This window comes from Agarivorans sp. QJM3NY_25 (genome assembly GCF_050870875.2).
Lineage (GTDB): Bacteria > Pseudomonadota > Gammaproteobacteria > Enterobacterales > Celerinatantimonadaceae > Agarivorans.
Window position 1 is genome coordinate 2,185,644 of record NZ_CP194041.2, and the last position, 24,437, is coordinate 2,210,080.

Annotated in this window: 22 protein-coding genes; 8 read left to right on the forward strand and 14 right to left on the reverse strand. The window is 43.3% G+C overall.

The window, feature by feature from the left end; translation table 11 throughout:
• Positions 1 to 23: 23 nt before the first annotated feature.
• Positions 24 to 659: a peptide-methionine (S)-S-oxide reductase MsrA gene (gene msrA, locus ACRRSW_RS10080; protein WP_432459263.1), complete on the forward strand. Its 636-nt coding sequence runs from the start codon at positions 24 to 26 to the stop codon at positions 657 to 659.
• Between the two features lie 392 nt (positions 660 to 1,051).
• Here the strand turns inward: msrA and ACRRSW_RS10085 are convergent, their stop codons facing one another.
• The gene (locus tag ACRRSW_RS10085; protein WP_432453357.1) at positions 1,052 to 1,279 is read right to left on the reverse strand and encodes a hypothetical protein; all 228 of its coding nucleotides are present in this window, start codon (positions 1,277 to 1,279) and stop codon (positions 1,052 to 1,054) included.
• Positions 1,280 to 1,566: 287 nt separating this feature from the next.
• Positions 1,567 to 2,136, reverse strand: coding sequence for an LON peptidase substrate-binding domain-containing protein (locus ACRRSW_RS10090; protein WP_432459264.1), 570 nt, complete (start codon positions 2,134 to 2,136; stop codon positions 1,567 to 1,569).
• Between the two features lie 552 nt (positions 2,137 to 2,688).
• Between ACRRSW_RS10090 and ACRRSW_RS10095 the strand changes: the two genes are divergently transcribed.
• Positions 2,689 to 2,871 carry a hypothetical protein gene (locus ACRRSW_RS10095; protein ID WP_432453355.1) on the forward strand — a complete coding sequence of 61 codons (183 nt, stop codon included), beginning with the start codon at positions 2,689 to 2,691 and terminating at the stop codon, positions 2,869 to 2,871.
• Here the strand turns inward: ACRRSW_RS10095 and ACRRSW_RS10100 are convergent.
• Positions 2,868 to 3,653 (reverse strand): J domain-containing protein, encoded by a 786-nt coding sequence (locus tag ACRRSW_RS10100; RefSeq protein WP_432459265.1) that lies wholly within the window; start codon positions 3,651 to 3,653, stop codon positions 2,868 to 2,870. The two genes, ACRRSW_RS10095 and ACRRSW_RS10100, sit on opposite strands and share 4 nt — an antisense overlap.
• Positions 3,654 to 4,157: 504 nt before the next feature.
• On the opposite strand from ACRRSW_RS10100, the gene ACRRSW_RS10105 reads away from it, so the two are divergent.
• Complete coding sequence (locus ACRRSW_RS10105; RefSeq protein WP_432453353.1) at positions 4,158 to 5,264, forward strand: phosphoribosylaminoimidazolesuccinocarboxamide synthase; 1,107 nt, start codon at positions 4,158 to 4,160, stop codon at positions 5,262 to 5,264.
• A 175-nt stretch (positions 5,265 to 5,439) separates the two neighbouring features.
• Here the strand turns inward: ACRRSW_RS10105 and ACRRSW_RS10110 are convergent, their stop codons facing one another.
• Positions 5,440 to 8,310 (reverse strand): hypothetical protein, encoded by a 2,871-nt coding sequence (locus tag ACRRSW_RS10110; protein WP_432459266.1) that lies wholly within the window; start codon positions 8,308 to 8,310, stop codon positions 5,440 to 5,442.
• A 194-nt stretch (positions 8,311 to 8,504) separates the two neighbouring features.
• Here ACRRSW_RS10110 and recR point away from each other — a divergent pair, with 194 nt between their 5' ends.
• The 5 genes from recR to ACRRSW_RS10135 all read left to right on the forward strand — a co-directional run bounded on the left by recR (position 8,505) and on the right by ACRRSW_RS10135 (position 15,283).
• Positions 8,505 to 9,107 carry a recombination mediator RecR gene (recR, locus tag ACRRSW_RS10115; protein WP_432453351.1) on the forward strand — a complete coding sequence of 201 codons (603 nt, stop codon included), beginning with the start codon at positions 8,505 to 8,507 and terminating at the stop codon, positions 9,105 to 9,107.
• A gap of 217 nt (positions 9,108 to 9,324) precedes the next feature.
• The gene (locus ACRRSW_RS10120; protein ID WP_432459267.1) at positions 9,325 to 11,427 is read left to right on the forward strand and encodes a glycosyl hydrolase family 28 protein; all 2,103 of its coding nucleotides are present in this window, start codon (positions 9,325 to 9,327) and stop codon (positions 11,425 to 11,427) included.
• Positions 11,428 to 11,904: 477 nt separating this feature from the next.
• On the forward strand, positions 11,905 to 12,561 hold the full coding sequence (locus tag ACRRSW_RS10125) for a Qnr family pentapeptide repeat protein (protein ID WP_432459268.1): 657 nt from the start codon (positions 11,905 to 11,907) through the stop codon (positions 12,559 to 12,561).
• A gap of 718 nt (positions 12,562 to 13,279) precedes the next feature.
• A complete protein-coding gene (locus ACRRSW_RS10130; RefSeq protein WP_432459269.1) occupies positions 13,280 to 14,512 on the forward strand; it encodes a pepsin-like aspartic protease in 1,233 nt (410 codons plus the stop codon).
• A 3-nt stretch (positions 14,513 to 14,515) separates the two neighbouring features.
• On the forward strand, positions 14,516 to 15,283 hold the full coding sequence (locus tag ACRRSW_RS10135) for an avidin/streptavidin family protein (RefSeq protein WP_432459270.1): 768 nt from the start codon (positions 14,516 to 14,518) through the stop codon (positions 15,281 to 15,283).
• 119 nt (positions 15,284 to 15,402) lie between these two features.
• On the opposite strand, the gene ACRRSW_RS10140 is transcribed toward ACRRSW_RS10135, so the two are convergent.
• The 10 genes from ACRRSW_RS10140 to ACRRSW_RS10185 form a co-directional block, all read right to left on the reverse strand.
• A complete protein-coding gene (locus ACRRSW_RS10140) occupies positions 15,403 to 16,386 on the reverse strand; it encodes a diguanylate cyclase (RefSeq protein ID WP_432459271.1) in 984 nt (327 codons plus the stop codon).
• Positions 16,387 to 17,028: 642 nt separating this feature from the next.
• Positions 17,029 to 18,012 carry a diguanylate cyclase gene (locus tag ACRRSW_RS10145; protein WP_432453345.1) on the reverse strand — a complete coding sequence of 328 codons (984 nt, stop codon included), beginning with the start codon at positions 18,010 to 18,012 and terminating at the stop codon, positions 17,029 to 17,031.
• Positions 18,013 to 18,289: 277 nt separating this feature from the next.
• A complete protein-coding gene (locus ACRRSW_RS10150) occupies positions 18,290 to 18,706 on the reverse strand; it encodes a DUF2780 domain-containing protein (protein ID WP_432459273.1) in 417 nt (138 codons plus the stop codon).
• Between the two features lie 441 nt (positions 18,707 to 19,147).
• Positions 19,148 to 19,687, reverse strand: a complete 540-nt coding sequence (locus tag ACRRSW_RS10155; RefSeq protein ID WP_432453343.1) for a flavodoxin — start codon at positions 19,685 to 19,687, stop codon at positions 19,148 to 19,150.
• 150 nt (positions 19,688 to 19,837) lie between these two features.
• On the reverse strand, positions 19,838 to 20,104 hold the full coding sequence (locus ACRRSW_RS10160) for an RnfH family protein (RefSeq protein ID WP_432453342.1): 267 nt from the start codon (positions 20,102 to 20,104) through the stop codon (positions 19,838 to 19,840).
• A gap of 12 nt (positions 20,105 to 20,116) precedes the next feature.
• On the reverse strand, positions 20,117 to 20,803 hold the full coding sequence (locus tag ACRRSW_RS10165) for an electron transport complex subunit E (RefSeq protein WP_432453341.1): 687 nt from the start codon (positions 20,801 to 20,803) through the stop codon (positions 20,117 to 20,119).
• Positions 20,800 to 21,420 (reverse strand): electron transport complex subunit RsxG, encoded by a 621-nt coding sequence (rsxG, locus tag ACRRSW_RS10170; protein WP_432453340.1) that lies wholly within the window; start codon positions 21,418 to 21,420, stop codon positions 20,800 to 20,802. The genes ACRRSW_RS10165 and rsxG overlap by 4 nt, the downstream gene beginning before the upstream one ends.
• A gap of 2 nt (positions 21,421 to 21,422) precedes the next feature.
• Positions 21,423 to 22,427, reverse strand: a complete 1,005-nt coding sequence (locus ACRRSW_RS10175) for an RnfABCDGE type electron transport complex subunit D (RefSeq protein WP_432459274.1) — start codon at positions 22,425 to 22,427, stop codon at positions 21,423 to 21,425.
• Positions 22,427 to 23,896 carry an electron transport complex subunit RsxC gene (gene rsxC / locus ACRRSW_RS10180; protein WP_432459275.1) on the reverse strand — a complete coding sequence of 490 codons (1,470 nt, stop codon included), beginning with the start codon at positions 23,894 to 23,896 and terminating at the stop codon, positions 22,427 to 22,429. Before rsxC ends, ACRRSW_RS10175 begins: the two co-directional genes overlap by 1 nt.
• Positions 23,897 to 23,905: 9 nt before the next feature.
• Positions 23,906 to 24,430, reverse strand: coding sequence for an RnfABCDGE type electron transport complex subunit B (locus tag ACRRSW_RS10185; protein WP_432459277.1), 525 nt, complete (start codon positions 24,428 to 24,430; stop codon positions 23,906 to 23,908).
• Positions 24,431 to 24,437: the final 7 nt, after the last annotated feature.

The window sequence follows — 24,437 nt, forward strand, 5'->3', positions numbered from 1 at the left end:
AATGATTTGAAGGAATTCTGTCGATGGGCAAGAACCAAATAGTTAGCCAAGCGGATGCCTTAAAAGGCCGAGAAGAGGCGATTTGCTTAGATGGCATTCATGCAGTAAACGGGAGTGATTACCTTGCTGGCGTTTCTAATGGCTTGAGCGAAGCCTATTTTGCTTTGGGTTGTTTTTGGGGCGCCGAGCGTTTGTTTTGGCAACAGCAGGGGGTGGTGTCCACAGCGGTTGGTTACGCGGGGGGCTACACGCCTAATCCTAGCTATGACGAAGTCTGTACTGGGTTAACTGCGCATGCTGAAGCCGTGCGAGTCATTTATGACCCAACGGTGATTACTTATCAAGCGCTGTTAACTTGTTTTTTTGAGCAGCATGATCCCACTCAGGGAATGCGCCAAGGTGGTGATGTTGGCAGCCAATATCGTTCGATGATTTTTACTTTGAGTCGCGAACAGGCAGCACTTGCGGAGCAAGCGCAACGAAGCTACCAGCAGGCATTGAACAGCGAGGGCTTGGCGAAGGCAATTAGTACTGAAATTGTTGAGTTTGATAAATTTTATTATGCTGAGTCAGAACATCAGCAGTATTTGCACAAGAACCCTAATGGCTATTGTGGTTTGGGTGGTTTAGGGGTTTGCCTACCGCCTTGGCTGCAATAAGACTTTGTTGGTTTAAAAAAGCAGCGTATACGCTGCTTTTTTTATTAGCGATGAGGTTAATACCAATCTGAGTACTTATATGATTAATTTATTGCGCAGAATAAATCTGTCGATAACAAGGCATGCAACGCAGTAACTGGTGGCTCTAATTACAAGATACATTACGCAGTTAGCGCTGATTTAGATCCGCAAGAATGAACCGATAATGAGTTAGATTGGTATCAATCGAACTGTCGGAGAGTTATTTATTTTTAGTGGATATTCGCGACGTTATTCAGCTGATTCACCGAGAAATTTAATTTATGAGTGAGAGTACAAGGCGAGCTTTCGGGCTTAAGGCGACCAAATAAAACGATAGACAAAGGGGAGTAAGAACTCCCCTGTGCTTTGGACTAGCCGCGCAGTTTTAAGATACTAATTTGGTGGTTAATACCAAACTGTTCGGCTGCCTGTTTAAATCCGAGCTCCAAGCTTTCAAAACTCAAGCTTGATGTAAACTCCATACACAAAATGTCGCGTTCTTGCTCGATATTCCATAATACGGCTTCATCGGCAGTGGCACTTTGGAGTAATGGTAGAGCTTGGGTAATTGCTGCGCAAATTTTTGCTTTATATCTCATGAATCACCTTTAGGAAAGTAAACTTCGCAGACGGTCTACTTTCTAACATCTAGATATTAATCATTCCAAGGGTAATAGGGTGTAAGCAAATCAGGACTTTTGCCCTGATAACAGACTTCCGCAAACACGCCTGTCATCATCCATGACTGAATTATAATAAAGCAATTTGCCATTTAAGGCTGTGTAAAAGTTCGCAAATTATAATCAAAATGACACGATTGACTATTTCTTGAGCGTGATGACCTTTTTTTGTGACTGTAGGTCGATGATGTAGAACTGAAACTAAGCTAATCTTCGTCGATGTCAATTTCTGGAAGTAAGTGTAAAACTAAATTACTCAGAGTAGGAAAGCTATTTTCTTTTAAAATTTGGTTCTTTGCGGTGGTTGAAAATGGTAATAGTTCTAGCCAGCGTAATACCACCCAGCGTGGATCTTCATAGTCGAGATAATCTGGATGTTGTTTGTAGATTGGATGACGTTCAAGCACTTCTTTGAGTTTGCTTGTCATTTGTTGATTGTTTATTGCCTCCGAGCTGTCTTCCCACTCGGGGATTTTTAGAATGAGTCCACTAAGAAGGTTATCGTCAGCTTGGCTGATATCGGTGATAGAAACACGTTCGATAGCCTGAATGGAAATGCCTAACATCCCATCTTTTAACTGTTCAAAATCTTCGATAAGACAGAGTACACCGATGTCATTATCGGTGTTGTTGTGAGTTGGTTGGCATAATACAAATCCCTGTTGATTTTCACTTGCTAAGGCGACTAAGCGGAGATAACGAGGTTCAAAAATCCGCAGTTTACTTCGTCCGCCGGGCAGCATAAAAAGAGCTAAAGGGAATAAGGGTAGTCGCATAGTTCACCTAAATGGGGCTTGGCTTATTTGGTGCCTGTTGAGCTTTATGTTTTGGGTCAGGGGCAACGCGCGGTTGTCGCGATGCATATCGTTTAATCAGTTAAGCACACATATTGTAACTTTTCCTTGAAAGAATAAGAAACGAGTTTTCTACCGTACCGTTATTACTTGGATGTTTCCTCGGTGAAAAAACGATGAAATCCTTGTATCAACTAGGTTCACCGAGATATTTGGAATAAAATGAGTGATAAAGGAGTCATGTTGGCAAGGCTATTTTTGTTCAGGCATTGCAAATAGTCTGCCGGCTAATAAGTAGGGATTCCTCCCAAGTTCGCAGTAAAGGTGATTTGGTATGTTTTACAATGAGAGTTTTACGCCATAGCTAATGTCTGGTTGTCGAGATGAAGTCTAACTTGGGATGCGAGTATGTCATTGACTAAGAAATTGTATTTATGGGTATTATGAGATTTAAATAGTGTTTTGAGTATTTGTTTGTTCAATTTAATAATTCTTAGAGTTATTATTCTAAGGTCTATTGAGAGAGAGCCAATTATGCAACAGATCCATCGAGAGTTTGATCAGTTACTATCTCCGCTCGAACAACTTCAATCGCTGTGTGATAGATTACCTGATGCAGAACTAAGATCGCAGTTAATCAAACAAATTGCTTCAATCAGAGAGCAAAATGAACAAGCTAAACAAGAGCTATGTTCGCTGTTAAATCGTAATTCCTAGTGGTTGATATCTATCTGCATATCAATGTCCATAAATGGATCTTCTACTATAAATAGGTCTTCTAGTAGTACGTTATCCATGTTTATCGTTCCCTCGTAGAGGCTTGCCATTGACTGTATTTGATGCTGGGTTAAAAACTGGCGTTGTTCCTGAGTTAAACGACCAAGTTGGTCGGCGGTTAATAATTGGCTGATAAGCTGTTTGCTCTGTTCAAAATCTGTTTGTAAATATTGTTGGCGGGCTGAGCTAAGGCGCAGTTTCTGCTTCAGCTCCCATAGCTTGTAAGAGTTGTCCAAGGCATTGTCGGTCTGTGCTAGGGGTGGCATTGCTTGCTTGCTTGGGGAGATATCTGCCAAGGAGGGGGGCGTTTGGGGAACATCAGCTGCTTGACTGGTGTACCAAGCCCACGCCAAAGCAACATTCATCAGAATTAATAATGCTGCTAATAGTGGCATGGTGACTCTTTTTAAAGCCTTGTTTTCTTTTTCTTGTTGCCGTTTAGCGATGGCAATACTGAGCTTTTGAATCGCAAACTGCTGTTGATGAATCGTTTTTTTTAAACTCTGGATCAGTTGTTTATCTTGTTGATTGACCGCTAGGCTTAATTGCAGAGCCCCTTCACCTAAGATCAATTTGTGATAACTATTTTGGATCATCACCATTAGCGCCGCCGAACCACCTTTATCGGGGTGGCAACGCATCGCCAATTGCTTATATCGCGTTTTAATTTGTTGCTCGTCGGCATCTTCATTTAAAGCAAAAAGCTGGAAGTGAGTAGTCATTTAGCGTGTAACAATTCCATTTATACAGGCTATTAGAATACAAAGTTTTGTTGTGCTTGTCTTAATATTTAAATGTGTTGTTACTGAGGATTGATTTGTCGATATTCTCATATTTATGACGAATGACTGGCGGAACTGGTGTTTATCATTTATTGCTGAAGCCATGAACCAATGGGCGATGCTGGTTGTGTTCACGTCAAACTTTGTGCTTTGGCTTAATGCTCACTGATGTTGACAGATCCTTCGTCGGGGAGGAGAGGCGAGCCAGTTAGTGCTGATTTATTCGGCGTTGCTGGTGATTTATTTTGGTTGGCACACGTCAACGAGCCTGCCTTGTCTAAATATACAACAGCTCGCCGCAAAAACACGGATCAAAGTTTAACAGGCTCTAGTAGTTGCCACACTTTCTGGTAAAATCTTTGCGCAAATAATCGTTCCCTGTAAAACGCTCATCCTAATTACGGTTAGCGTCGCGTTTTCACTTTCTAAATAGGACTGTTTACCATGAGCCTCGCTGATAAAGTATTAGCAGTGAATAACGATCTTCCCATACGCACCGATAGCCCCGTTCACAGCGGTAAAGTTCGCTCGGTTTATTGGTTGACTGACGCCGATAGCAAACGGTTAATTTTAGAGAAGGGCTATGATGTTGCGCCTGACACTCCATTAGCGATTATGGTGATCAGTGATCGCATTTCTGCTTTCGACTGCATATGGCATGGCGAAGAGGGCCTCAAGGGCGTACCTGGCAAAGGGGCTGCTTTAAACGCTATTTCTAATTATTGGTTTAAGTTATTTAAACAACAGGGATTGGCCGATAGTCATATTTTGGATATTCCGCATCCCTTTGTTTGGATAGTGCAAAAAGCACGTCCAGTGATGATCGAAGCGATCTGTCGCCAATACATTACCGGGTCAATGTGGCGAGCCTACGAAAAAGGTGAACGAAACTTCTGTGGTATCAAATTACCCGAAGGCTTAAAACGCGATCAGAAGTTGCCAGAATTGCTGATTACCCCTTCGACTAAAGGCATTCTTAAAGGGATCCCTGGGGTGCCTGAAGCGGATGATGTGAATGTAACACGGCAAAATATTGCAGATAATTTTAGCGCCTTTAAGTTTCAATCGGCCGATGACATTAGTGTTTATGAAAACTTATTAAAACAAGGGTTTCAGCTGATTAGTCAAGCATTAAGCGAGGTTGATCAAGTGTTTGTTGATACCAAGTTTGAGTTTGGTTATGTGACGGATGCTGATGGAAACGATAAGTTGATCTATATGGATGAGGTTGGGACGCCAGATTCATCGCGGATCTGGGATGGCCCAGAATATCGCCAAGGAAAGGTTGTAGAAAATTCGAAAGAAGACTTCCGTCAAACGCTGTTAAATTATTTCCCCGACCCCGACATTTTGTTAAATAAAAATCGCATGGATGAACGTGAAGCCTTAGCGCGAGATAATAGTTTGCCTGTAGAGGTATTAATGAAGATCTCTAGTACTTATATTGGTATTGCTGAAAAAATTACCGGAAGTGAGATTGTGATAGGCGATAATCCTAAACAAGAGGTGATTGATATTTTGCGTAAAGAATATGACTTGATTGTCGATTAACTTTCTCTTCTCCTTCGACGCCAAATTATACTGGTGTTGTGCGCTGTTATGACCAGCTGAAGTTGGTCATAACAGCATATCGATTTAGCTCCCGCTTGTATGCATCACCTTAAAGCCGCCGTGGCTTTGCGCAGTTGGCAGCGGTAGACTGATAGCGTTAAGCTAAACCGCGCTTTTACAAATATTCACTCAAATTTGCTTGGCAAAGCTCTAGGGCGTGGCTGTCTTTGTTTAAACTTGCCTGAAGCATTTCGCCTAACAATGTGCTTAGTTTTACATCATCAAATTTTTGAGCACTGAGGATAATTTCTTGAACTTGTTTTTGCACTTCAGGCCATTGTTGTGCTTGCAATTGCCGATTGATCTGCGATAGCCGTTGCCGAGCTTCGCTGCTAAAGATGGGGTATAAGGCCTTTAGGTAACTCGCTGGTGTGCTAGCAGTGACTTGGTTCTCTATCTCTTCTGGGGGGGCTTGTTCTGTTGATGTACAGAGTTGATTAATTATCTGGCTATATTGCTGCTCGGTTTGGTTCAGAGTATCGAGTAGTTGTTCATCTTGAAATAACTGTTCGAAGAGCGATGATTTAAGTTGTTGCTGACTAATCACAGTGTATAGCTGCTCAGCAGTAACGGGTAATTCAATCTGTTGATAGCTTAGTTTTGCAAGGTATTTCGGCAGCTCTTGGAAAGACGAATCCTGAAGAATAATCAAATTTTGCAGTTTATGTTTTAAGGCTAATTGTGCGAGTTGAGGAGAGTGCACTTGGCTGGCATTGATGATTACACTTTCGATAGAGGCCAGATTAGCCAGCCGTTGCTGAGCTTGGTTAATGGTGCAATATTCAGCTTTTAAACCATAGCTTTCATTGAGAACGGCTATATAGTCTGGCGCTTGCGACTCGGTTCCTAGTGAGAAAACCAACCGTGCTTTTTCATTCGATTGGGCCAGCCCTTCTGCTGCGATAGCGGCCAAAGATGAGGCTTTTACTTCACGTTGTTGCTGTTGTTCGCTTTCAGGATTGCTAGTTATGAGTTGTTCATAAAGAAAACTACTCAGTCGTGGCCGTAAACAGTAACGGTGTTCCGATTCTAGTTGTGCCAATGGCGGCGGGGTGTCGACATAGATGAAGTGTTTTAACGATGTCGCAGCTAATTTAGTTATAAATTCAGGCAGCTCCGCTCGCTCACTGACATACCATAATGTTTGTGTGGTATCGATTTGCTCGAGTTGCTCTTGGGTGAGTAGTTGTAAACCAAATAATTGTAGCTGTAGATTAAGACACTGCTGGGCAAAACCGGGTTCTATATCGATAAGTACTTGGATTTGTTTTGCTTGAGTTTTTACCTGCTCGAGCATTGATGTTTTAGCGGTACTCTCTAGAGACATCGTTAAACACAAAGAGTCTTGGTGTTGCTGTTGCTCGCCACCAATCTGTTCCAACAAGACTGAACTACAAGCTAACAGGGATTGTTGTATTGGCTGTAAGTGGTTGGCTTGTTCAACATCAATATTCAACTGTATTTGCTGTTGTTGTAAATCGAATTGAAATAGTACCTGAGTTCCCTCTGGATATAAGGAAATTAAATACAGCTGTAGGTCAAATATTGCCTGAGTGAGCGCAAGGTTTAACTGGTAGTAGGGCTTCATTTCAGGGTTAATAACTAAGCCCCAGTCAATATTTTTACAGGCTAACAGAGGGGCAAATGTGCTGAGGCGCTGTTCAAATAGGTGAATCACAGAATAGGCATCGGTATTGAGTGTTACTGCTTTGTTTTGTACCCAAGGTAAACAGCGTAGCAAGCTCGATAAGCGCAAGCTGCTATCGAGCGCTAGACCTTTGTTGAGGTGATCCGCCAGTAAGGTGTTATTTAACTGGTGCAAGGTGCTGAAACATGCGGCTTTTAGTGGTGAATAAAGCTCAGCTAACTGTAACTGCTGGACGCTACTAGCCAAGCTTGTTTGGCTTGGTTTGGCTTTCGTTATTGTTGGTATTGGCACTAAACGAACTAAATACAAGGCATCGTCATGAAAGTTCAGCGTGATGTGAGTCGCATAGAATTGTTGATCGGAATTTTTACCACGGACTAACAAACAAAATTGTTCTGGGTAGGAGACTAAGAGCTCGATAAAATCAGCTGAATTTTCTGTATCTTGTTGGGCTTTAGGCTGAAAGTGCTCGTTTAAATTAGTGCGCGTTAGTTGCTCTGCAGCGATCCCCAAATAGCTTAAAGCGGATGGGCTCGCTTCGATCACATGATTATGTTCGTCGACCACATAGTAAGCTTGATTCAGCTGTTCTAAGAGGGCTTTTTTTAGACTATTGGCTCGACTTGATAGTGCAACTAATTGTTTGAGCTTTTGCTGATTTTGCAGTTGTTCACTATTAGCTTTACTGAGTTGTTGCTTAAGTTCTTGATATTGTTGTTCTACGGAAGCCGCTGATTGCTGATTTGTCTGTTGCGGTGCTTTTGTTGCATTTGATGTGGTTAAGGGCTTTGCTTGGGAAGTAACTTTGGGCCTGAGTATTCGTGCTGCGATTAAACTAAGTATTAATTGTAGAAAGGCGAGCAGAATAATTGGACGAGCTAATGGTTGTTGATTGGATTTCAACCAATCGACTAGCCTCGTTGGACTACTGAATTCAATTTCAACCCAGGCTAAAGGGTTGATTTGCTTGGCTGGGATCTGCTGATTATTAAATTTTTGGGCTAATTTATGGGCCTTCAGATAATTTTCACGGCCCTGTTGCAAGGGTTTTCCGGCCTCTACCATTAGCTGCTGGCTGCTCTCATCTGTCACTTTCACGTAGTTGATACTAGGTGAAAGCAACAGTTGTTGAGCTAACGCTTCCAGCTGGGCTTTATTTTGACTATTTACCGCTTTTCTGGCACTGATTTCAAATAAACTTAAGGCCGTTTTCACTTCATTGACGCTAGCGTTACGTTGTTGTTCAAATAAGACCGGCAGACAAACAAAGCCTAGGCTGGTAATAATGACAAAGCTAACTAAGTTGATGATCAATACAGTTCTAAAAAAGTTATTCACAGTCGTCCTTGCAGTGAAAATATGCGTTTAGGCAAAGCGTTATTTGTGGATCATGATAACTCAAATTCATTGTCTCAGCAGTAATCTTGGCTCGCTTGTTGTTATCGCTGATAATAATAAATTGTTGAGCTAGGTGAATTTTGCCAAACACACTGTTACATTAGCCTCGCAAAAACCAGTTTAGCGGAATGCCAATGAAATATAGTCCGAGTATCGATCATCTAATCAAATCATTACAAGTCTTACCTGGCGTGGGCCCACGCAGTGCTCAGCGGATGGCTTTTCATTTGCTAGAGCGCAAACGCCAAGATGGTTTGCAATTAGCCGCCAGTATTAATCAAGCCATGGAAGTCGTTGGGCATTGTGAATGTTGTCGTAACTTTGCTGAGGATGATTTATGTCCGATATGCCAGTCGACAAAGCGGATGAACAAGGGGCAGATCTGTGTGGTTGAAACCCCGGCAGACGTTGCCGCGATAGAACAAACGGCGCAGTTTTATGGTAGCTATTTTGTATTGATGGGCCATTTATCTCCCTTAGATGGGATCGGACCAAGTGAGTTAAACTTGGATAAATTGGAGAATCGGCTGCAAAACGAACCTATATCGGAACTGATCCTTGCCACTAATCCGACGGTTGAGGGCGAAGCAACCGCCTATTATATCTCTGATATGGCAAAACGTTACCAGGTAAAGGTGTCGCGTATTGCTCATGGCGTGCCGTTGGGGGGAGAGTTAGACAGTGTTGATGGGACAACTTTGTCTCATTCTTTTATTGGTCGTCAGTCTTTCGATTAATTGCTGCCAGCCCCCGTGATCTTTAGACTCCTGCTTCGGCAGCTGTGTTTGTTTATAAGTCTATGTTTTTACAAAAAATCTCTTGCGAATTTGGAATTAACTTGCAGATATTTCGAGTCGCCTCACATAATCAAAAATAATTAGTGACCAGAAACAGTGATTACTGATAAATAGTACTTCATATTTGAAACGCTATTTTATTTTTAAGAGGACTGTTATGGGCTCTGCAAAATGTATGCTCGCTGTTTTGGTTTTAGGCCAGACGATGTTGTTAACAGCTTGTCAATCTCTGGATGTGGGATCGGTACAAGGTTCCGAGAAGATGGAGCCTCAGCTGAGTCACCAGACTGTAGAGCCTTCGGTCAGTCCGTTGCTTTTGAGTCGACCGATGGTCCCTACCTTAGCCTATGATGATCGCTCCTTGGTATTGGCTTGGAACAAACCCGATAATGGACAACAGATTGTTGATTATCGGGTTTATCAAAATGGGCAGCCATTGGGCTTGTCGAGTCAAAATAACAGTGCTCACAATCCAGCAAAGCCTTATATGGACAAGTTTTTTGCCGAAGATAAGGTTGGTTTTCACCAACGCAGTGTCTATCTAAACTTCAAGGTGAAGCATTTACAGCCAGCCACTGAATATCATTTCTCGGTTGCTGCTATCTATGCCGATGGTCGTGAATCGCCTCGCAGCCCGGTTCTCACAACCGAAACGGCAGCCCCCTTTAGCAGAGTGGTTGATATCCGAGACTTTGGTGCAATTGCAGATGGCCTAACGGTGAATACAAAAGCTATCCAGGCGGCAATTGACACTTGCTCGGTGGCCTCGACCAGTGCTTATGGATGTAAGGTGCTTATTCCATCAACAAACAGTGGCAAGGCTTTTGTGAGTGGGGCATTGTTCTTAAAAAGTAATATGACTCTGGAGATTGCAGCAGGGGCTGTTTTGAAGGGCTCGGAAAATGCAGATGACTATCCTTTAGGCCAGGGCTATCAACTGTATAGCTATCGAACCAATACGACCGATTCACGCCGTCCTCCATCATTACTGAACGCCCTCAACCCGCATCAGATGAATGCTGAAAATCACAGCCAACATGGTTACGATTATCGTCGCGGTCGCTTTAACAATATCCGAATTGTTGGTGAAGGAACCATCGATGGTGGCGGCTGGTTAAGGGGGAAGGACACTCAAGATGAACTAGGTCGGTCGCTGGCATATTATCCGGCAGGGAGTCGGGCGAAAGTATATCGCTTGGGATTATTGGCAAAAGACCAAATGCAAAAAGCTTATCGACAATTTAACCCCGCTTGGGATGGTGATACCGATGAGATTGACTATCAGGCGCAGTTACATCGTGACTTGTACTCGAATCGGCGCTCTAGCCTGGCAACCTTTCGTGGGGTGCGAGATATTTACTTTGCGGGTTTAACGCTACTCAACCCGGCCTATCACGGGGTGATGTTTCTAGAAGCCGAAAACACGGTGTTTGCTTATAATTCGGTTCAAACCTTTGATATTAACAATGCCGATGGGGTGGAGTTTGGTAATAGTGAAAACTCTCTGATCTTTGCTAATTTTATCGATAGTGGTGACGACTGTATAAACTTCGCTGCTGGTCAGGGGGCGGATTATCATTTGGGCTCTGCACATGTACAGGCCACCGACGGCGCTTGGATTTTTAATAACTATACCCGCGAAGGGCATGGCATGGTGGTTGCTGGCAGTCATACTGGTGCCTGGATCCAAAACATTCTGGCAGAAGAGAATGTTGCCTTTATGACCGATAATGGATTGCGAATGAAGAGCACCCCGGCTACTGGCGGGGGAGCGCGCAATATTACTTTTCGCAATAACGCGATGAAAGATATTGGTACCCAAAATTCCCATCAGATTGATGGCCTGATCATTGAGAATCGTGGCCGGGTCGGGAATCCATTTGTATTTACTTTGGCCTATAAAATGGGGGATAACGTATTTGAATCGGCACCCAAGGCTGCTCAATTTCGCGATATTGTGGTGCAGGATGTGAGCTTAGATAATGTTGATAGTGAAAGCCCGGCAAATTATTGGCTCAAAATCGATGGTTACGACGGTGCCGATCAACGTTTGGTTTATCCAGAAACCTTTCAACAAAACTTTTTGTTTGAACATGTGCGAGTAAAAAATACTAAAGTTAGCCATATCAGTCGTCTGAAAGATGCAGTCTTTCGTGATGTGACGATTGAAAGTTGGGAAAATGCCGCGACTTCCCCATGGCAGCTCAGTGACTCAGAAAACATTCAGTTTATTGACGTCACGCCACCAATCAACCACTAATCATGCACTCATCAGGCAAGCGATCTTGAATGGCTTGCCTTGTTGTTCGCTTTAACGAGCATCGGAACGTTTAACCCTATATGTTTTAGCCATTCAAAACATATATTCAGATTGACGACTAGCGCTTATACCCATCTGATTGATCATATGATTAATTTATTACGCAGAATAAATCTGCCGATAACCAGGCATTAAGTGCAGCAACTCGTGGTCCTAGTGACAAGATACATCACGCAGTTAGCGGTAATTTAGGCCCCCAAGAACGGCCAGATAATTAGTTCTATTGGATTAGTTAGCCATAAACATTTCACGCGATGTTGGCCTTACTGACCGTCCAAACCTTGTTCTAGGTGTCGGTTTGGTAGCCAATATTAGCCATTTGAGAACCTTTAAAGGGTTGTTTTTAAAAGCTTTGTTTTTGTTGCGATTTCGGGGGTAGCTGTTAGTCTTCAGGCTCGTGTGGCGCAAGGGCTAGTTATGAACGAAGAATATGAAGTGTTTAATCAAGTTGATTTTTCTCACCAGGATTTGGGTGATGCCCTTTTTAAACGTTGTAAGTTTTATCAATGTGATTTTAGTCGTACAAATCTAAGGGATGCGCAGTTTGTCGATTGTATGTTTATAGAACAAGGTGCGATTGAAGGTTGCGATTTTAATTATAGTGACCTTCGTGACAGTTCTTTTAAAAACTGCCAGCTATCCATGGCTAATTTCACTGGGGCGAAATGCTTCGGCATTGAATTTAGGGGCTGTGATTTGAAGGGGGCTAATTTCATCCAAGCGAGTTTCTCAAATCAAGTGAGTCATCGTATGTACTTTTGTGCTGCGTATATCACGGGATGTAATTTATCCTATGCTAACTTGGAACGCCAATGTATAGAGAAATGTGACTTATTTGAAAATAACTGGATTGGAGCTAATCTACAAGGCGCCTCTTTCAAAGAGTCGGACTTAAGCCGAGGTTTATTTTCTGAAGATTGTTGGACCCATTTTCAGCTGCAAGGTTGTAATTTGAGTCATTCAGAATTGAATGGTTTGGACCCTAGAAAAGTCGACCTTAGTGGTGTAAAAATTTGCGCTTGGCAGCAAGAGCAGTTACTTGAGCAACTTGGGTTGATTGTTTTACCTGATTAGTTGCACTGATATAGTGGCATAGTACATCACAGAATTTATCATTTGGATCCGTCACAATTCCGGTCGTCAGTTCTCATGCGTCGTTGTGACAGGAACTGTCTGCTTATCCTAAGCAGGTTTAGCTTCAACAACTTCGCTCAGAGCGCTGTGGTGAATCTTCTAAGGCGACACCCATGACGGGTGAGCCGCGTCGTATTTGCGAGTCAGAGACGCGAGTTAAGCGCCTTGAAATGGAAAAAGACATTCTAAAAACGGCTTCTGTCAATGTCTTTCTCCATGCGTAATTCTTTGTTTTATTAACGTCATCATTTAAGTTCATCCCGCTCAGACTCTTCCAAGGTAATACCTAGTTGTTGAGCTTCATCTCTAAATTCCTGCGGATAGCTCTTGTGTGATTTTTCAAACTCATATAGGTCTCTTAACGGATTAACAATACGGTCTCAAAATTAAGTGTCCGATGGCATTAGACCAGAACAGGCTTGTTTTAATCTGAATTGATCTACGGAATTTATGAATAAATGTGTTCATTTCATCTTCAACGGTCTTGCCAGTCATTTAAGTTTCACTGGCCATTTTTGCTCTTCAACTCACAAATTAAGCCTTTGAGATGTTGAGTGAATATAGTTTTGACTATTTATTGATTTTTGGTGTAGATAATTTTATCAAATTATGATTGATTTATATGTCATTACAAACAACTATTTAAAAAGGATTGGCGATGTCTGAACAACTGAGTGAAACATGCTGTGGAATTAGCTTGCCGTTATCGAAAGGGCCATTTCAAAATAATGGCGCTTCGCCTTGGTATGCGACACTGACTCTGGGGACCGCAAAACCGGGAACCGAAATTCAGCAATTAAAATTTAGTGTTGATACTGGCAGTAACTTTGTTTGGGTGAGCTCTTCGCTATGTGTAGAGAATGAGTGTAAAGAAAATAAATGCCAACATTATGGCGGTGATTTGTTTAATTACCATAATTCAAGCTCTTTTCAGTTCATCTCTCAGCAACCACAAATGGTCGATTTTGGCCCATGGGGGGAGATGCAGGTAGAGCTGGGTGAAGATGTATTCCATTTTATCGATAACCAGCCAACACAAAGTGAGCTTTATCTATCTCGAGCATTTGTTGATAAAGATAGTCAATTTAAGGAGTTAGATTGGGATGGTGGCATCGGTATGCCAAGTTATACTATTCCGACTGACGGGAAATCGGAACACCAAGCGAAGGCTGGTCATTATGGTCTTCGTGCGGTCAATAAATTAGAACCTTCATTTCACATCATGGCTAGCCTGATAGAGCAGCAGCTAGTGGAAGCGCATATGCCGTATGTCGCCTTTGAAACTGATGGGCCAAGCGGGGAAGGAAGTGTTAGTTTGGGCCGACTCGATCGGAGTTATCAAACCAGTAGAGAGTATTTATTTTTGCCATGGAAAGAATCTTTGATCCCAAGCGTTTCCTACTTATGGTCGACGCAGCTGGAAAGCTTTGCTCTGGGTGATCAGATCTTAGCCAAGGATGCAGATTTTATACTCGATTCTGGTTCCTCTCAATATAAAGGCGATGTAGAAGTGATGAATGCGGCGCTTAAAGCCGTGGCTAAAAGTCCAGAAGAGTTAATTATTACTTTTGGTGATACGGGTGAAACGCCTAATGGTGAGCTACGCATTCCTGCCAGTACATATTTGGTGAAGATAGAGGCCGGTCAAGATGAAGGGCAAGTTCAACCTCAATTTAAGCCAATGGAAGGGATCCCTGGGCTAATCTTAACCGGGTCAGTTCTGATGGATTATCTATACACCGTTTATGAATATCGAGTCAGACATATTGCCGGCAAGGTTGCTTTGTTTCCGGTGGGGACTTGGATATTTAATAAACCTGGCGGCTTAAACATTATTCAAAACCGTCAATCTTCTCCCGCAAGAATATTTACCCAAAACGAAGAGAACTAATTTATGACTCACGCAATCGATGGAATGTGGCAAAACAGTTATGGCTCTCAGATGAGACTGAGCGTTCAAAAAGATGGTTTATTGTTGGGAGATTACAGTTCTACGACTGGTTCTTCAGGACGTTATTTAATGATTGGCTATGTGAGCGGTCATGAACCAAATCCTTCGCTGGGCCAAGGCGTCGTGATCTCTATTTATTGGCGATCTGTGGAACGCTCTGCTCCTGACGCTAGTTGGCATTGGGTGTCAACTTATTGTGGTCAGCTTCAAGCGAATCAGCAGATGGAAGTGATTAATTCGCTGGTTGCATCAACCCAGTTTGAACAAATTATCGTTGGGGACTACATTGATAAACTTGGTTTTCATAAAGTTGAATCAAATGTTAACTTGCAACCCTTCGAGCTAAGCATTAAGGGAGAGCATCCGGATTTGATGAATGGTACTTGGAGTGATCCAAGTAACGCTCTTAGTATCCAATTGGCAGTGACAAACCCTGAGTTAGGTATTGTGAGTGGGTCAGCAAGCTTCCAGCAACAGTGCTTTCCAATTTATGGTTTTACCGATACGCATCGGGCCGATCTTGATTTACAAAGTTTATCGATTAGTGGTTTGATACCTAATGATAAGCAGCCCATCTCGATTAGTGGGACTCTCGATGTCGTGAGTCAACAGTTAAACGTGTCGGCCTGGTTAGGTAATGGTACCGCGCCAGAAGAGAGTTACTTGCAGGCGAGTATGTCTGCTTGGGTTTTAAATAAGAGCTCTAAGTAGCAAGCTATAAGCTGCAGTGTAGTAAAACTACTGCTCTGCAGTTTTGCTTTAGCGCATATTTTCCTACTGATGAGGGGATTAGATAAATGTTCATTCAGAACACGAAGCTTCGATTCAAATTAAGGTTTAGTGCGATAAATATGGTTATTTTCCGCTAATTCAATCTCATTATCGTGCATGTCTTCATTGAAGATGCTCACTCTATCTCTGCCTTGTTTTTTTGAGAAATACATTGCTTCATCCGCTCTAGAAATGATCTGCTCCGAGCTATCATCTTGCACTTCTATTTGGGACAAACCAATACTCACAGTGACATGAACGGTATAGTTTTCGACGACACAAGGGCTATTTGATATTTTTCGCCGTAAGCGTTCGGCCATTTCAAGTGCTTGTTGTAGGCAGGTATTACTCAATATGATAGCGAACTCCTCACCGCCGAGTCGGCCAATATAATCCACAGTTCTTATTTCTTTAGAACAGATATCAGTGACATGCTTAATCGCTTGATCTCCTGATTTATGCCCAAGTAAATCATTGATGCTTTTGAATTTATCGATATCAAGCATTAATAAACAAGTGTCATTCTTGTAGCGTTGATAGCGATGTAATTCGCCAGCCAGTTTTTCCATGAAAGCACGGCGATTTAAAATGCCTGTTAGTTCATCTGTTTCAGATAATTTCTTTAGTTGCTCTTGCAGGTGATGCCGTAAGGTGATGTTTCTTGCTGTCCATACTACCCGTTTCAATCCATTTACGAGTGTTGGAAGTGGTTTGATGGTGCTCTCTATCCATAAGGTATCAGGAACAATAAAACTGTCAGGCAGCTTTAACATGGTCTCATTGGCAAAGTGATAGCGTACTACCAATGTTGTGTCACTTTGGATTGTTTTCTTAATATAATCCAGAAATTCAGTCGCTCTATCGTGCGAGAGCACGTCATGTAAGGTTTTACCAATATAGTCTTTAAAATCAAAACCTGTCTCGTTTTCTTCGCCTCCAAACACTTCCAAATATTCACCTGCTTCTGAAAATACGAACACATGGTCGGGTAAGGCATCTAATATTTGGTAATAGTTTTTAGATAATGAGTATTTTTCATCCATAATATGACTTATTTTCTAACTGGTTAGACATCTGTTTGATACATTATCATTAGTGATGTATTTATTCTCTATACACTGAGCTCGGTATGAATAATGCGGTTTTTTTTCAGTAAAAATGAAGCTAAATCATAGATTTTTAGACTTCAATGATCAGATCCTATCTGATGAAAAAATATTCACAAGTGTACATTTTTAAGTGAATATTTGATTAATAGTAGACCTATTTTTTATTACATGCGAAATACAGAGCTGCATATCTAGAAATAGAACAATAAAGTGAAATGAAATTTTGTCCGTTTTTTCAAATGATTACCTTGATGTGAATCGATGATGTTAGTCGTGGATGTGTGTCGTTTGCATATTTTGATACCCGCTGTTTCATCAACGGAGCCATCGCACTTGGTATAGACAATGGTATGTACCGACTAGGAGTCAGCCATTTTAATTGAAAATGATGACTTGGCGCTTAGCCGTCGCAATCAGTGAGCAGCTAAGCTTGGGAAGAGGATTATCATCAGACTTGACTTGCGAGCTTATCAAGCATTGGTTTTTAGGGCGAAAGTTTATAAGTTTTCCACGGTGAATGGCTAGCTTAATGAATGGGAATAACGCGATGAAGGTATTGATAAACGCTCGAGTTCATTAAGCTTTATTTTTACGAATATGGCTATGCTGAGTTAATTCAATCTCATGATTGCAAAGCTCATCGTGGAAAATTCTAACTTGGTCTCGGCCTTGTTTTTTGGCGTGATACATAGCTTTATCGGCTCTCGATATCAGATATTCTGAGCTATCAGCTTCGGTTTCTATTTGAGACAAGCCAATACTCACGGTGATATGAATGGTATAGTCTTCAACGACACACGGAGAACGCGCTATTTTTTGCCTTAAACGTTCAGCCATTTCAATAGCTTGTAGTAGATTGGCATTGCTGAGTAGGATCGCGAACTCTTCACCACCGAGCCGACCAATATAATCGACTTCTCGGATTTCTTTGGAGCAAATATCTGTGACATGTTTAATCACCCGATCACCGGATTGATGGCCTAGTAGATCATTGATACTTTTAAACCTGTCAATATCCAGCATCAATAAGCTGGTATTTTGCTTGTAGCGTTGGTAGCGGTGTAGTTCGATGGTCAATTTTGCCATGAAAGCGCGACGATTTAGAATGCCTGTTAGTTCATCGGTTTCAGACAACTTTTTTAGCTGTTCTTCCAGGTTATGTCGCAGAGTGATATTTCTTGCTGTCCATACGACTCGTTTTTGTCCGTCTTCGAGTAATGGTAGTGGTTTAATAATACCTTCAAACCATAGCTCGTTGGGTACAGAGATACCGTCAGGCAGCGCTAGCATATTCTCATTGGCAAAATGGTAGTGCACCACCAGTGTTTTATTGGTTGCTAGTGTTTTCTTAATATAGCCATGAAATTCTTCAGCTATATCTTGGGAGGTAACATCGTATAAACTCTTACCAATAAACGGCTTGCAATCGAAGCCGGCATCATTGTCTTCGCCACCAAAAACATCTAAGTACACTCCTGATTCCGAAAAAATAAATACATGATCCGGCAAGGCGTCCAATATCTGGTAATAGTTGCGAGATAATGAGTGTTGATCATCCATAATTCTACTCATTTTATAGCGTTTTAGTTATCCAATTTGTACATTAACATTGACATTATTATTATTCACCCTGCATTTTTCCATTCTTTGAGCAGGGGAGGTTTTATAAGATGTAGTTGTGTGATATTGAATCGAAATGCTGGCTATTTTATGGTTAATATCACTAGTTATATATATTTATTGATTGACAAGCCATCTCATGTGGTGCTCGGTTAAATGTTGAACCAAAATATATGCGAAATATTATTGATGCGGTCAATATTACTTCGCTTCATCATTAAGACCAAATTTTACTCAAGCCATCCACTAAGCTTGAGCCGCCGTTATTACCAACATATTGTAAAATAATGGGTGCAAACTGTTCTATCATACTTGCGTCTAAGCCCAATGCTGAAAAAGCACTTTTAACACTGTCCATGCTGCTAATTTTCTGGAGTAGTTGAGCGCTGAGTGAAGCGCTGTTTCCACTTGGAATAATGTCGTTCAACAAAGAGCTTTCGCTACCAGATAGCTGTTGTTGGGCAAGCGCCAGCAAGGCTGCTGTACCACCAGTAGCTTGAGTGTCACTCACGCCTAGCTGGCTAGTTAAATTGTTTAGTAGCTCACTGTTTATGGTGCTTTCTTGGTTACCGGTTAGCGCGGATGCTGAATCAAGCAGTGAACCCAAACCGGCGCTGTGTAGCTGAGGGCTCATGGTAAATAGCCAAGCGCAACGATCATGCATTGTGCTATGAAATAGTGATATTGGGAACAATTTCACGAAATTATTGTATGGATTAACTGCAAATAAAAATGAACATTGACCAGATAAGCCATGATGCTTATTCAATATTTTGGTTTTTTTGCACTACTTTTGTTTACTAAAGCTTGGAATGGGACGGTATATATTGATTCGTTAAGCTTGCGAGAAATAGATTGGTCTGAAATGGTGGTTTGAGTGGCTGGAACTATTGCCCGCTCATGTAGAATAGTTGGAAGATTAACGTTGTCATGAACGCGGCTTACCGATTAACCGTTGACGATCCGAGTCTGTAGCGCTGAGAAGCTAGAAGTCGACCAAAACTGTTCTATTCACTTACTCTTCGGATCTTGAAAGAGGCTTTAATACGAGCAAAGCCCGTATTAAAGCCTGCGCTTACAAATTAAATTCAGATTTTATTTGCTCTAACCAACCGCTAATGCGTTCGGGGTGTAATTCACTTTGATTATCGTTATCTAAGACTAATCCGGCAAATTTGCCATTTTCTAACAGAGCTGCTGAATCGTCGAAAGTATAGCCATCAGCGGGCCATTCTCCGATTAATTCTGCACCAGTCTCGGCCATCGCGTCGTATAGCTCGCCAAGACCATCGACAAACTCGCTGGCATAGTTCACTTGATCGCCTAGCCCGTATAAAGCAACTTTAATACCGGCAAAATCAGCGTCTTCTAGCTGGGGTAAAAACTCATCCCAGCTTTCTGCCTGGCAGTCAGAAGCCAAGCCTGGAAGTTGTCCTTCGCCTAGGGTTGGGGTACCTAGGATCAGCATCTTATAGCTGGTGAGGGTATCTACGTCTACTCGGTTAATATTGAGGGGTTTGTCGCATAAATCCGCTCCGAGTTGTTGCTGGATCATTTTTGCGATTTTGCGGGTTGTACCAGTATCAGTACCAAAAAAAATGCCTATATCTGCCATGGTTAACTCCTTAAAGATCAGACCAATTAGTGTTTTGCAATATTCAAACCAAACAAAAATACTTATATTACAAGGGGTTATTAATATATAGGATGAAGGTTTCCCACAATGTCACCAACACTGATGTCGTAAAGCTCACAAAGTGTTGATTTATTCGTCATCGTCATCATCATCTAGGTCTTCAGGTTGCCAAGTAATCGGTCGATAAATTTCTATTCGGTCACCTTCTACCAATTGGTTTTCTAAGGTGACAAACCTGCCAAAAATGCCTACTTTTTGTTTATCTAAAGCGATTTCTGGACATAGGTCTAAGATCCCCGATTGATGCAGCGCGTTTATTACGCTGCTGTCTTGCACTACATCAACATTGATACATAGTTGCTGGTGAGGGGTGGCATAAGCAATAGAGACTAACATCTTGGTAAGCTCCTAATTTGAGGCCGAAGGATCGACGCAGCAAGCGGCTTGAGTGGTTTGTTTTTGCGCTAAAATTCTTTGGACCTGTCGATGAATGCTAAGCAAACCGCCCAGTACCAAGAAGCCTCCAGGCGGTAAAATTACCAATAGCAAGCCGTGATAGTCGGGAATCACAGTGAGCTCAATCGCACTAAAGGCTGGGCCCAATAAAATATGGGCGTTGGCAAATAGGGTGCCGGAGCCAATAATTTCGCGGATCCCACCGAGTAATACCAAGACCCAAGTAAAGCCGATCCCCATGGCCAAACCATCCACGATGGCTGGCATTACTTTTTGTCGACTGGCGAAGGATTCGACTCGGCCTAAGATAGCGCAGTTGGTCACGATCAGCGGAATAAACAGGCCTAGCACCTTATGCAGTGGGTGAACCCAAGCGTTGAGTACCAGATCGGTGATCGTCACCAGAGTGGCAATCATTAAAATGTTAATTGGGATCCGAACTGCGCGGCTCACATAGTTTTTAATTAGTGCACTAACCGCGTTAGAACTGACCATTACCGCGAGAGTCGCTAAACCTAAACCTAAACCATTGGTGGCGCTAGAGGTTACGGCTAACAACGGACACAGGGCTAAACATTGCCCCAAAACCACGTTGTTATTCCAAAGACCGTCGGCAATAATTTGAGAATAGCGGCTCATTGTTGGCCTCCTTGCTGAGTTTGGATCTGCAAATCGAGTAGTGCTTGGTGTACGGAGTTCACCACTGCACGAGGCGTGATGGTAGCACCGGTAAATTGGTCAAATTCACCACCATCTTTTTTTACTGCCCAGGCTTTTTGGTTGGTATTGTCTAAACTTTTGCCATTAAAGCTAAGCACCCAAGGGGTTTTCTCAAATTCAATTTTGTCGCCCAGCCCAGGCGTTTCGCTGTGGCTTAATACTCGTACGCCCAAAATGGCAAGATCGGCGTCGACCCCAACTAGAAGGTCAATCGGCCCGGCATAACCATTGGCTTGAGTTTGTACCACATAACCGCTAATTTGCTGTTGCTGATTTAAAGCGGTATATAGGGTGTATTGTTGTTTGCCAATGGTAAATGTTTGTTCGGTAGATAACATCGGGTTTTGATAGAGCTGTTTTGGCATAACTAGGTCAATTGCCGCGAGTTTGTCTTCGTTGAGTCGTTCTGCGATAGCGGGGGCAGTGAAGCTATTTAAGGTTAGTAGTAAGATACTGGCGATAGCGACAGCAGCGGCCAACGAGAGCGATTGATACACGGTACTATCGATATGTTTTTCAATACTGGGAAGGGTCATGTTTAGGCTCCTTTTGATCGGCTAAAAGGCTTGGCCATACCAAATATGGTGGGACGTAAATAATGGTCGATGACTGGTGTACAGGCATTCATGATGAGTATGGCAAAGGCGACACCTTCCGGGTAGCTGCCAAAGCAGCGAATTAACCAAATTAATAAGCCGCAAGTTAAACCAAATAGCCATTGTCCGCGGGGGCTAGTGGGTGAGGTCACCATGTCGGTGGCAATAAAAAATGCGGCTAACATCGCCCCGCCACTGAATACATGTAATATTGGTGAGGCGAATTGATTTGGGTCGATGAGGTGAGCGATGCTGGCTGGAAGCACCAAGCCACAAATTAAGGCAGTTGGTATGTAGGGGCGGATCACTCCCCGCCAAATCAGAAACAAACCGCCAATGGCGATTAAAATTGCACTGGTTTCTCCCATGCTGCCCGCGTGTTGTCCTGTGATCAGCATGCTCAAATCGTGTATTTGACCGAGATCGGCCAGTGGGGTTGCCGCACTGCTACCGTCGATACCAGTCCATTGTGAGTTAAATATTAGGCCGGTTTCGCTTAAAGTTGGTGGAGCAATCGCGCGCCAGTCGGTGAGTTCTACTGGAAAACAAATCAATAACATGACTCGACCCAACATCGCTGGGTTAAAGGGATTGTGCCCCAATCCGCCGTAAACATGCTTGCCTAAGAAAATTGCAAAGCCACAACCTAAGGCGGCGACCCACCAAGGTGTTGCCGGCGGTAAACTCATTGCCAGTAGCAGTGCGGTTAATAAAGCCGAACCATCGAAACTGTGTTGCCAGTTTTTGTTTTGTAGCAATAAACAGATTAGCTCACATAACCAGGCGGTGAGGCAACAGCTTACTATCACACTAAGCGCTGGCAGGCCAAACAGCCATACGCCATAAATAGCGGCGGGACTTAGGGCCAAAATCACTAAATACATGATGTTGGTCGTTGAGGTACCGGAGTGGGTATGTGGGGCGGCAACCGGATTGTATTGGGCCATTAGCTTTCTCCTTGAGTACGGCGGGCTCTGGCTGGGCGTTTACGTTTAGATGCCTTGGCTGCTTTTTTCGCTGCGGCTTCTTTAGCCAAGCGTAACTGACGAGCTTCAGTCAACTGGCGAGCTTGATTAGATTTTTGTAGCATGCTGCGCTGCGCATTGACGTTAGATTTAGCGTGTTGAAAATATTGCACCAAGGGAATGCTGGAGGGACAAATATAGCTACAGGCACCGCATAGTAAGCAGGCGTCTAAACCAAATTGTTGAGCGCTTGCAAAATCACCATGATTACTATGAGCCGCCATTTGGAAGGGCATTAAACCCATCGGGCAAACTTTGACGCAGTTTCCACAGCGCACGCAATCTTGGCGTTCACGTTGGTTAATTTGAGAATCGCTAAGCGCTAATAGTCCACCAATACTTTTGTCGATAGGCACGAAGGGAGAGGGCAGTACTTGGCCCATCATCGGCCCTCCGGCGATCATTCGGTTCGCTTCAACTTTTAGGCCTCCACATTCGGCTAATACCTGCGACACCAAACTACCAATGGGAACCAGCAAATTGGTTGGGTGTTCAATGGCATCTCCCGACACTGTGAGTACTCGTTCAATTAAAGGACGCTGAAAACGTACCGCTTGGAAAACCGCCTTAGCGGTCGCTACGTTATGCACCAATATGCCTTTGGCGGTACTCAGTTGTCCGGGGGGAATGGCCAGTCCGGTCACTGCTTTGATTAGATGGCGCTCCGATCCCATCGGGTAGAGACTCGGAACCATCTTTATTTCCAGCTTGGGCTGTTCCGCACACGCCGATGCCATGGCCGCGATCGCATCAGGCTTGTTATCTTCGATGGCAATAATTGCTTTATTGGCCCCAATTGCTTTGAGCATCATGTTGATACCGCCAATAATCTCGGCAGCGTGTTCTTGCATCAAACGGTCATCACAGGTGAGGTAGGGTTCACACTCGCCGCCATTAATGAGCAGGGTGTGTACCTTGGCTTGTCGGGCGAGCCTGAGCTTGATGCCGCTGGGGAAACCTGCGCCACCTAGACCGACGACGCCAGCATCTAATACGCGCTGGACAATTTGTTCCGGCTCTAGCTTTGTATAGTCAGAGGGAGGGTGAGCGTCTCCCCAACAATTGTCGCCATTATTAACTATCACCAAGGTTTGACATTTGATCCCCGCTGGATGGCTACTTAAATAGGGCTTAATTTCAAGTACTTGACCGTTCACTGGTGAATGCAGCGGTACGGTCATGTCGTTACTGCCTTTGGCGATTAATTGTCCTTTGAAAACCATGTCTCCAGCGGCAACTAAGCACTGTAACATTGAGCCATTCCGCTGCTGCATGCCAAGGTAAACCCGATCAGGGCGAAAGCCTTTGGCAATGCTTTGCTGTTCAGTGAGTTCTTTAAAACCTTTGGGATGGACGCCGCCACTAAATGGTCTGGGTTTGAATGCAAACATACTGTCTCCTTAGGCAACTTGGGGTTTTGGCCATTGCCAGGTATTGAGTTTGACGGCGGGAGCTTGCATTGTTAAACAACCTTGACTACAAGCCTTTTCGCAGAGTCGGCAACCAGTACAAACATCGCTAATCACTGTATGCATTTGTTTACTGGCTCCAACGATGGCATCGAAGGGGCAGGCTTTAAAGCAACGAGTACAACCGCTGCAGTTGCTTTCATCGATATAAGCGACTAAAGGCCCACTGCCTTGCTCGGCGCTTAGTTCCACACCAAGCAATGCCGCAATGCTGCTGGCTAAGCCCGCGCCCCCAGGAGGGCAGCTCTGAGCCGACAAACGCCCAGCGACCATGGCTTCCGCGGCTTGTCGACAACCAGGCTCACCACACTGACCACATTGTCCTCCGGGCAGCATTGCTTCCAATTCATCGACTCTTGGATCCCCCTCAACTTTTAAGGCTTTTGATGCCCAACCTAGCAGTCCGCCTAAACAGCCACCCACTAGCATTAGCAAAAAAATGGATAAGTAGATCATTGCTCGT

Excerpts from the sequence above, each read along its gene's own strand:
- msrA (WP_432459263.1), top strand. The coding sequence starts at position 24 with ATGGGCAAGAACCAAATAGTTAGCCAAGCGGATGCCTTAAAAGGCCGA.
- ACRRSW_RS10085 (WP_432453357.1), bottom strand. The coding sequence starts at position 1,279 with ATGAGATATAAAGCAAAAATTTGCGCAGCAATTACCCAAGCTCTACCA.
- ACRRSW_RS10090 (WP_432459264.1), bottom strand. The coding sequence starts at position 2,136 with ATGCGACTACCCTTATTCCCTTTAGCTCTTTTTATGCTGCCCGGCGGA.
- ACRRSW_RS10095 (WP_432453355.1), top strand. The coding sequence starts at position 2,689 with ATGCAACAGATCCATCGAGAGTTTGATCAGTTACTATCTCCGCTCGAA.
- ACRRSW_RS10100 (WP_432459265.1), bottom strand. The coding sequence starts at position 3,653 with ATGACTACTCACTTCCAGCTTTTTGCTTTAAATGAAGATGCCGACGAG.
- ACRRSW_RS10105 (WP_432453353.1), top strand. The coding sequence starts at position 4,158 with ATGAGCCTCGCTGATAAAGTATTAGCAGTGAATAACGATCTTCCCATA.
- recR (WP_432453351.1), top strand. The coding sequence starts at position 8,505 with ATGAAATATAGTCCGAGTATCGATCATCTAATCAAATCATTACAAGTC.
- ACRRSW_RS10120 (WP_432459267.1), top strand. The coding sequence starts at position 9,325 with ATGGGCTCTGCAAAATGTATGCTCGCTGTTTTGGTTTTAGGCCAGACG.
- ACRRSW_RS10125 (WP_432459268.1), top strand. The coding sequence starts at position 11,905 with ATGAACGAAGAATATGAAGTGTTTAATCAAGTTGATTTTTCTCACCAG.
- ACRRSW_RS10130 (WP_432459269.1), top strand. The coding sequence starts at position 13,280 with ATGTCTGAACAACTGAGTGAAACATGCTGTGGAATTAGCTTGCCGTTA.
- ACRRSW_RS10135 (WP_432459270.1), top strand. The coding sequence starts at position 14,516 with ATGACTCACGCAATCGATGGAATGTGGCAAAACAGTTATGGCTCTCAG.
- ACRRSW_RS10140 (WP_432459271.1), bottom strand. The coding sequence starts at position 16,386 with ATGGATGAAAAATACTCATTATCTAAAAACTATTACCAAATATTAGAT.
- ACRRSW_RS10145 (WP_432453345.1), bottom strand. The coding sequence starts at position 18,012 with ATGGATGATCAACACTCATTATCTCGCAACTATTACCAGATATTGGAC.
- ACRRSW_RS10150 (WP_432459273.1), bottom strand. The coding sequence starts at position 18,706 with ATGAGCCCTCAGCTACACAGCGCCGGTTTGGGTTCACTGCTTGATTCA.
- ACRRSW_RS10155 (WP_432453343.1), bottom strand. The coding sequence starts at position 19,687 with ATGGCAGATATAGGCATTTTTTTTGGTACTGATACTGGTACAACCCGC.
- ACRRSW_RS10160 (WP_432453342.1), bottom strand. The coding sequence starts at position 20,104 with ATGTTAGTCTCTATTGCTTATGCCACCCCTCACCAGCAACTATGTATC.
- ACRRSW_RS10165 (WP_432453341.1), bottom strand. The coding sequence starts at position 20,803 with ATGAGCCGCTATTCTCAAATTATTGCCGACGGTCTTTGGAATAACAAC.
- rsxG (WP_432453340.1), bottom strand. The coding sequence starts at position 21,420 with ATGACCCTTCCCAGTATTGAAAAACATATCGATAGTACCGTGTATCAA.
- ACRRSW_RS10175 (WP_432459274.1), bottom strand. The coding sequence starts at position 22,427 with ATGGCCCAATACAATCCGGTTGCCGCCCCACATACCCACTCCGGTACC.
- rsxC (WP_432459275.1), bottom strand. The coding sequence starts at position 23,896 with ATGTTTGCATTCAAACCCAGACCATTTAGTGGCGGCGTCCATCCCAAA.
- ACRRSW_RS10185 (WP_432459277.1), bottom strand. The coding sequence starts at position 24,430 with ATGATCTACTTATCCATTTTTTTGCTAATGCTAGTGGGTGGCTGTTTA.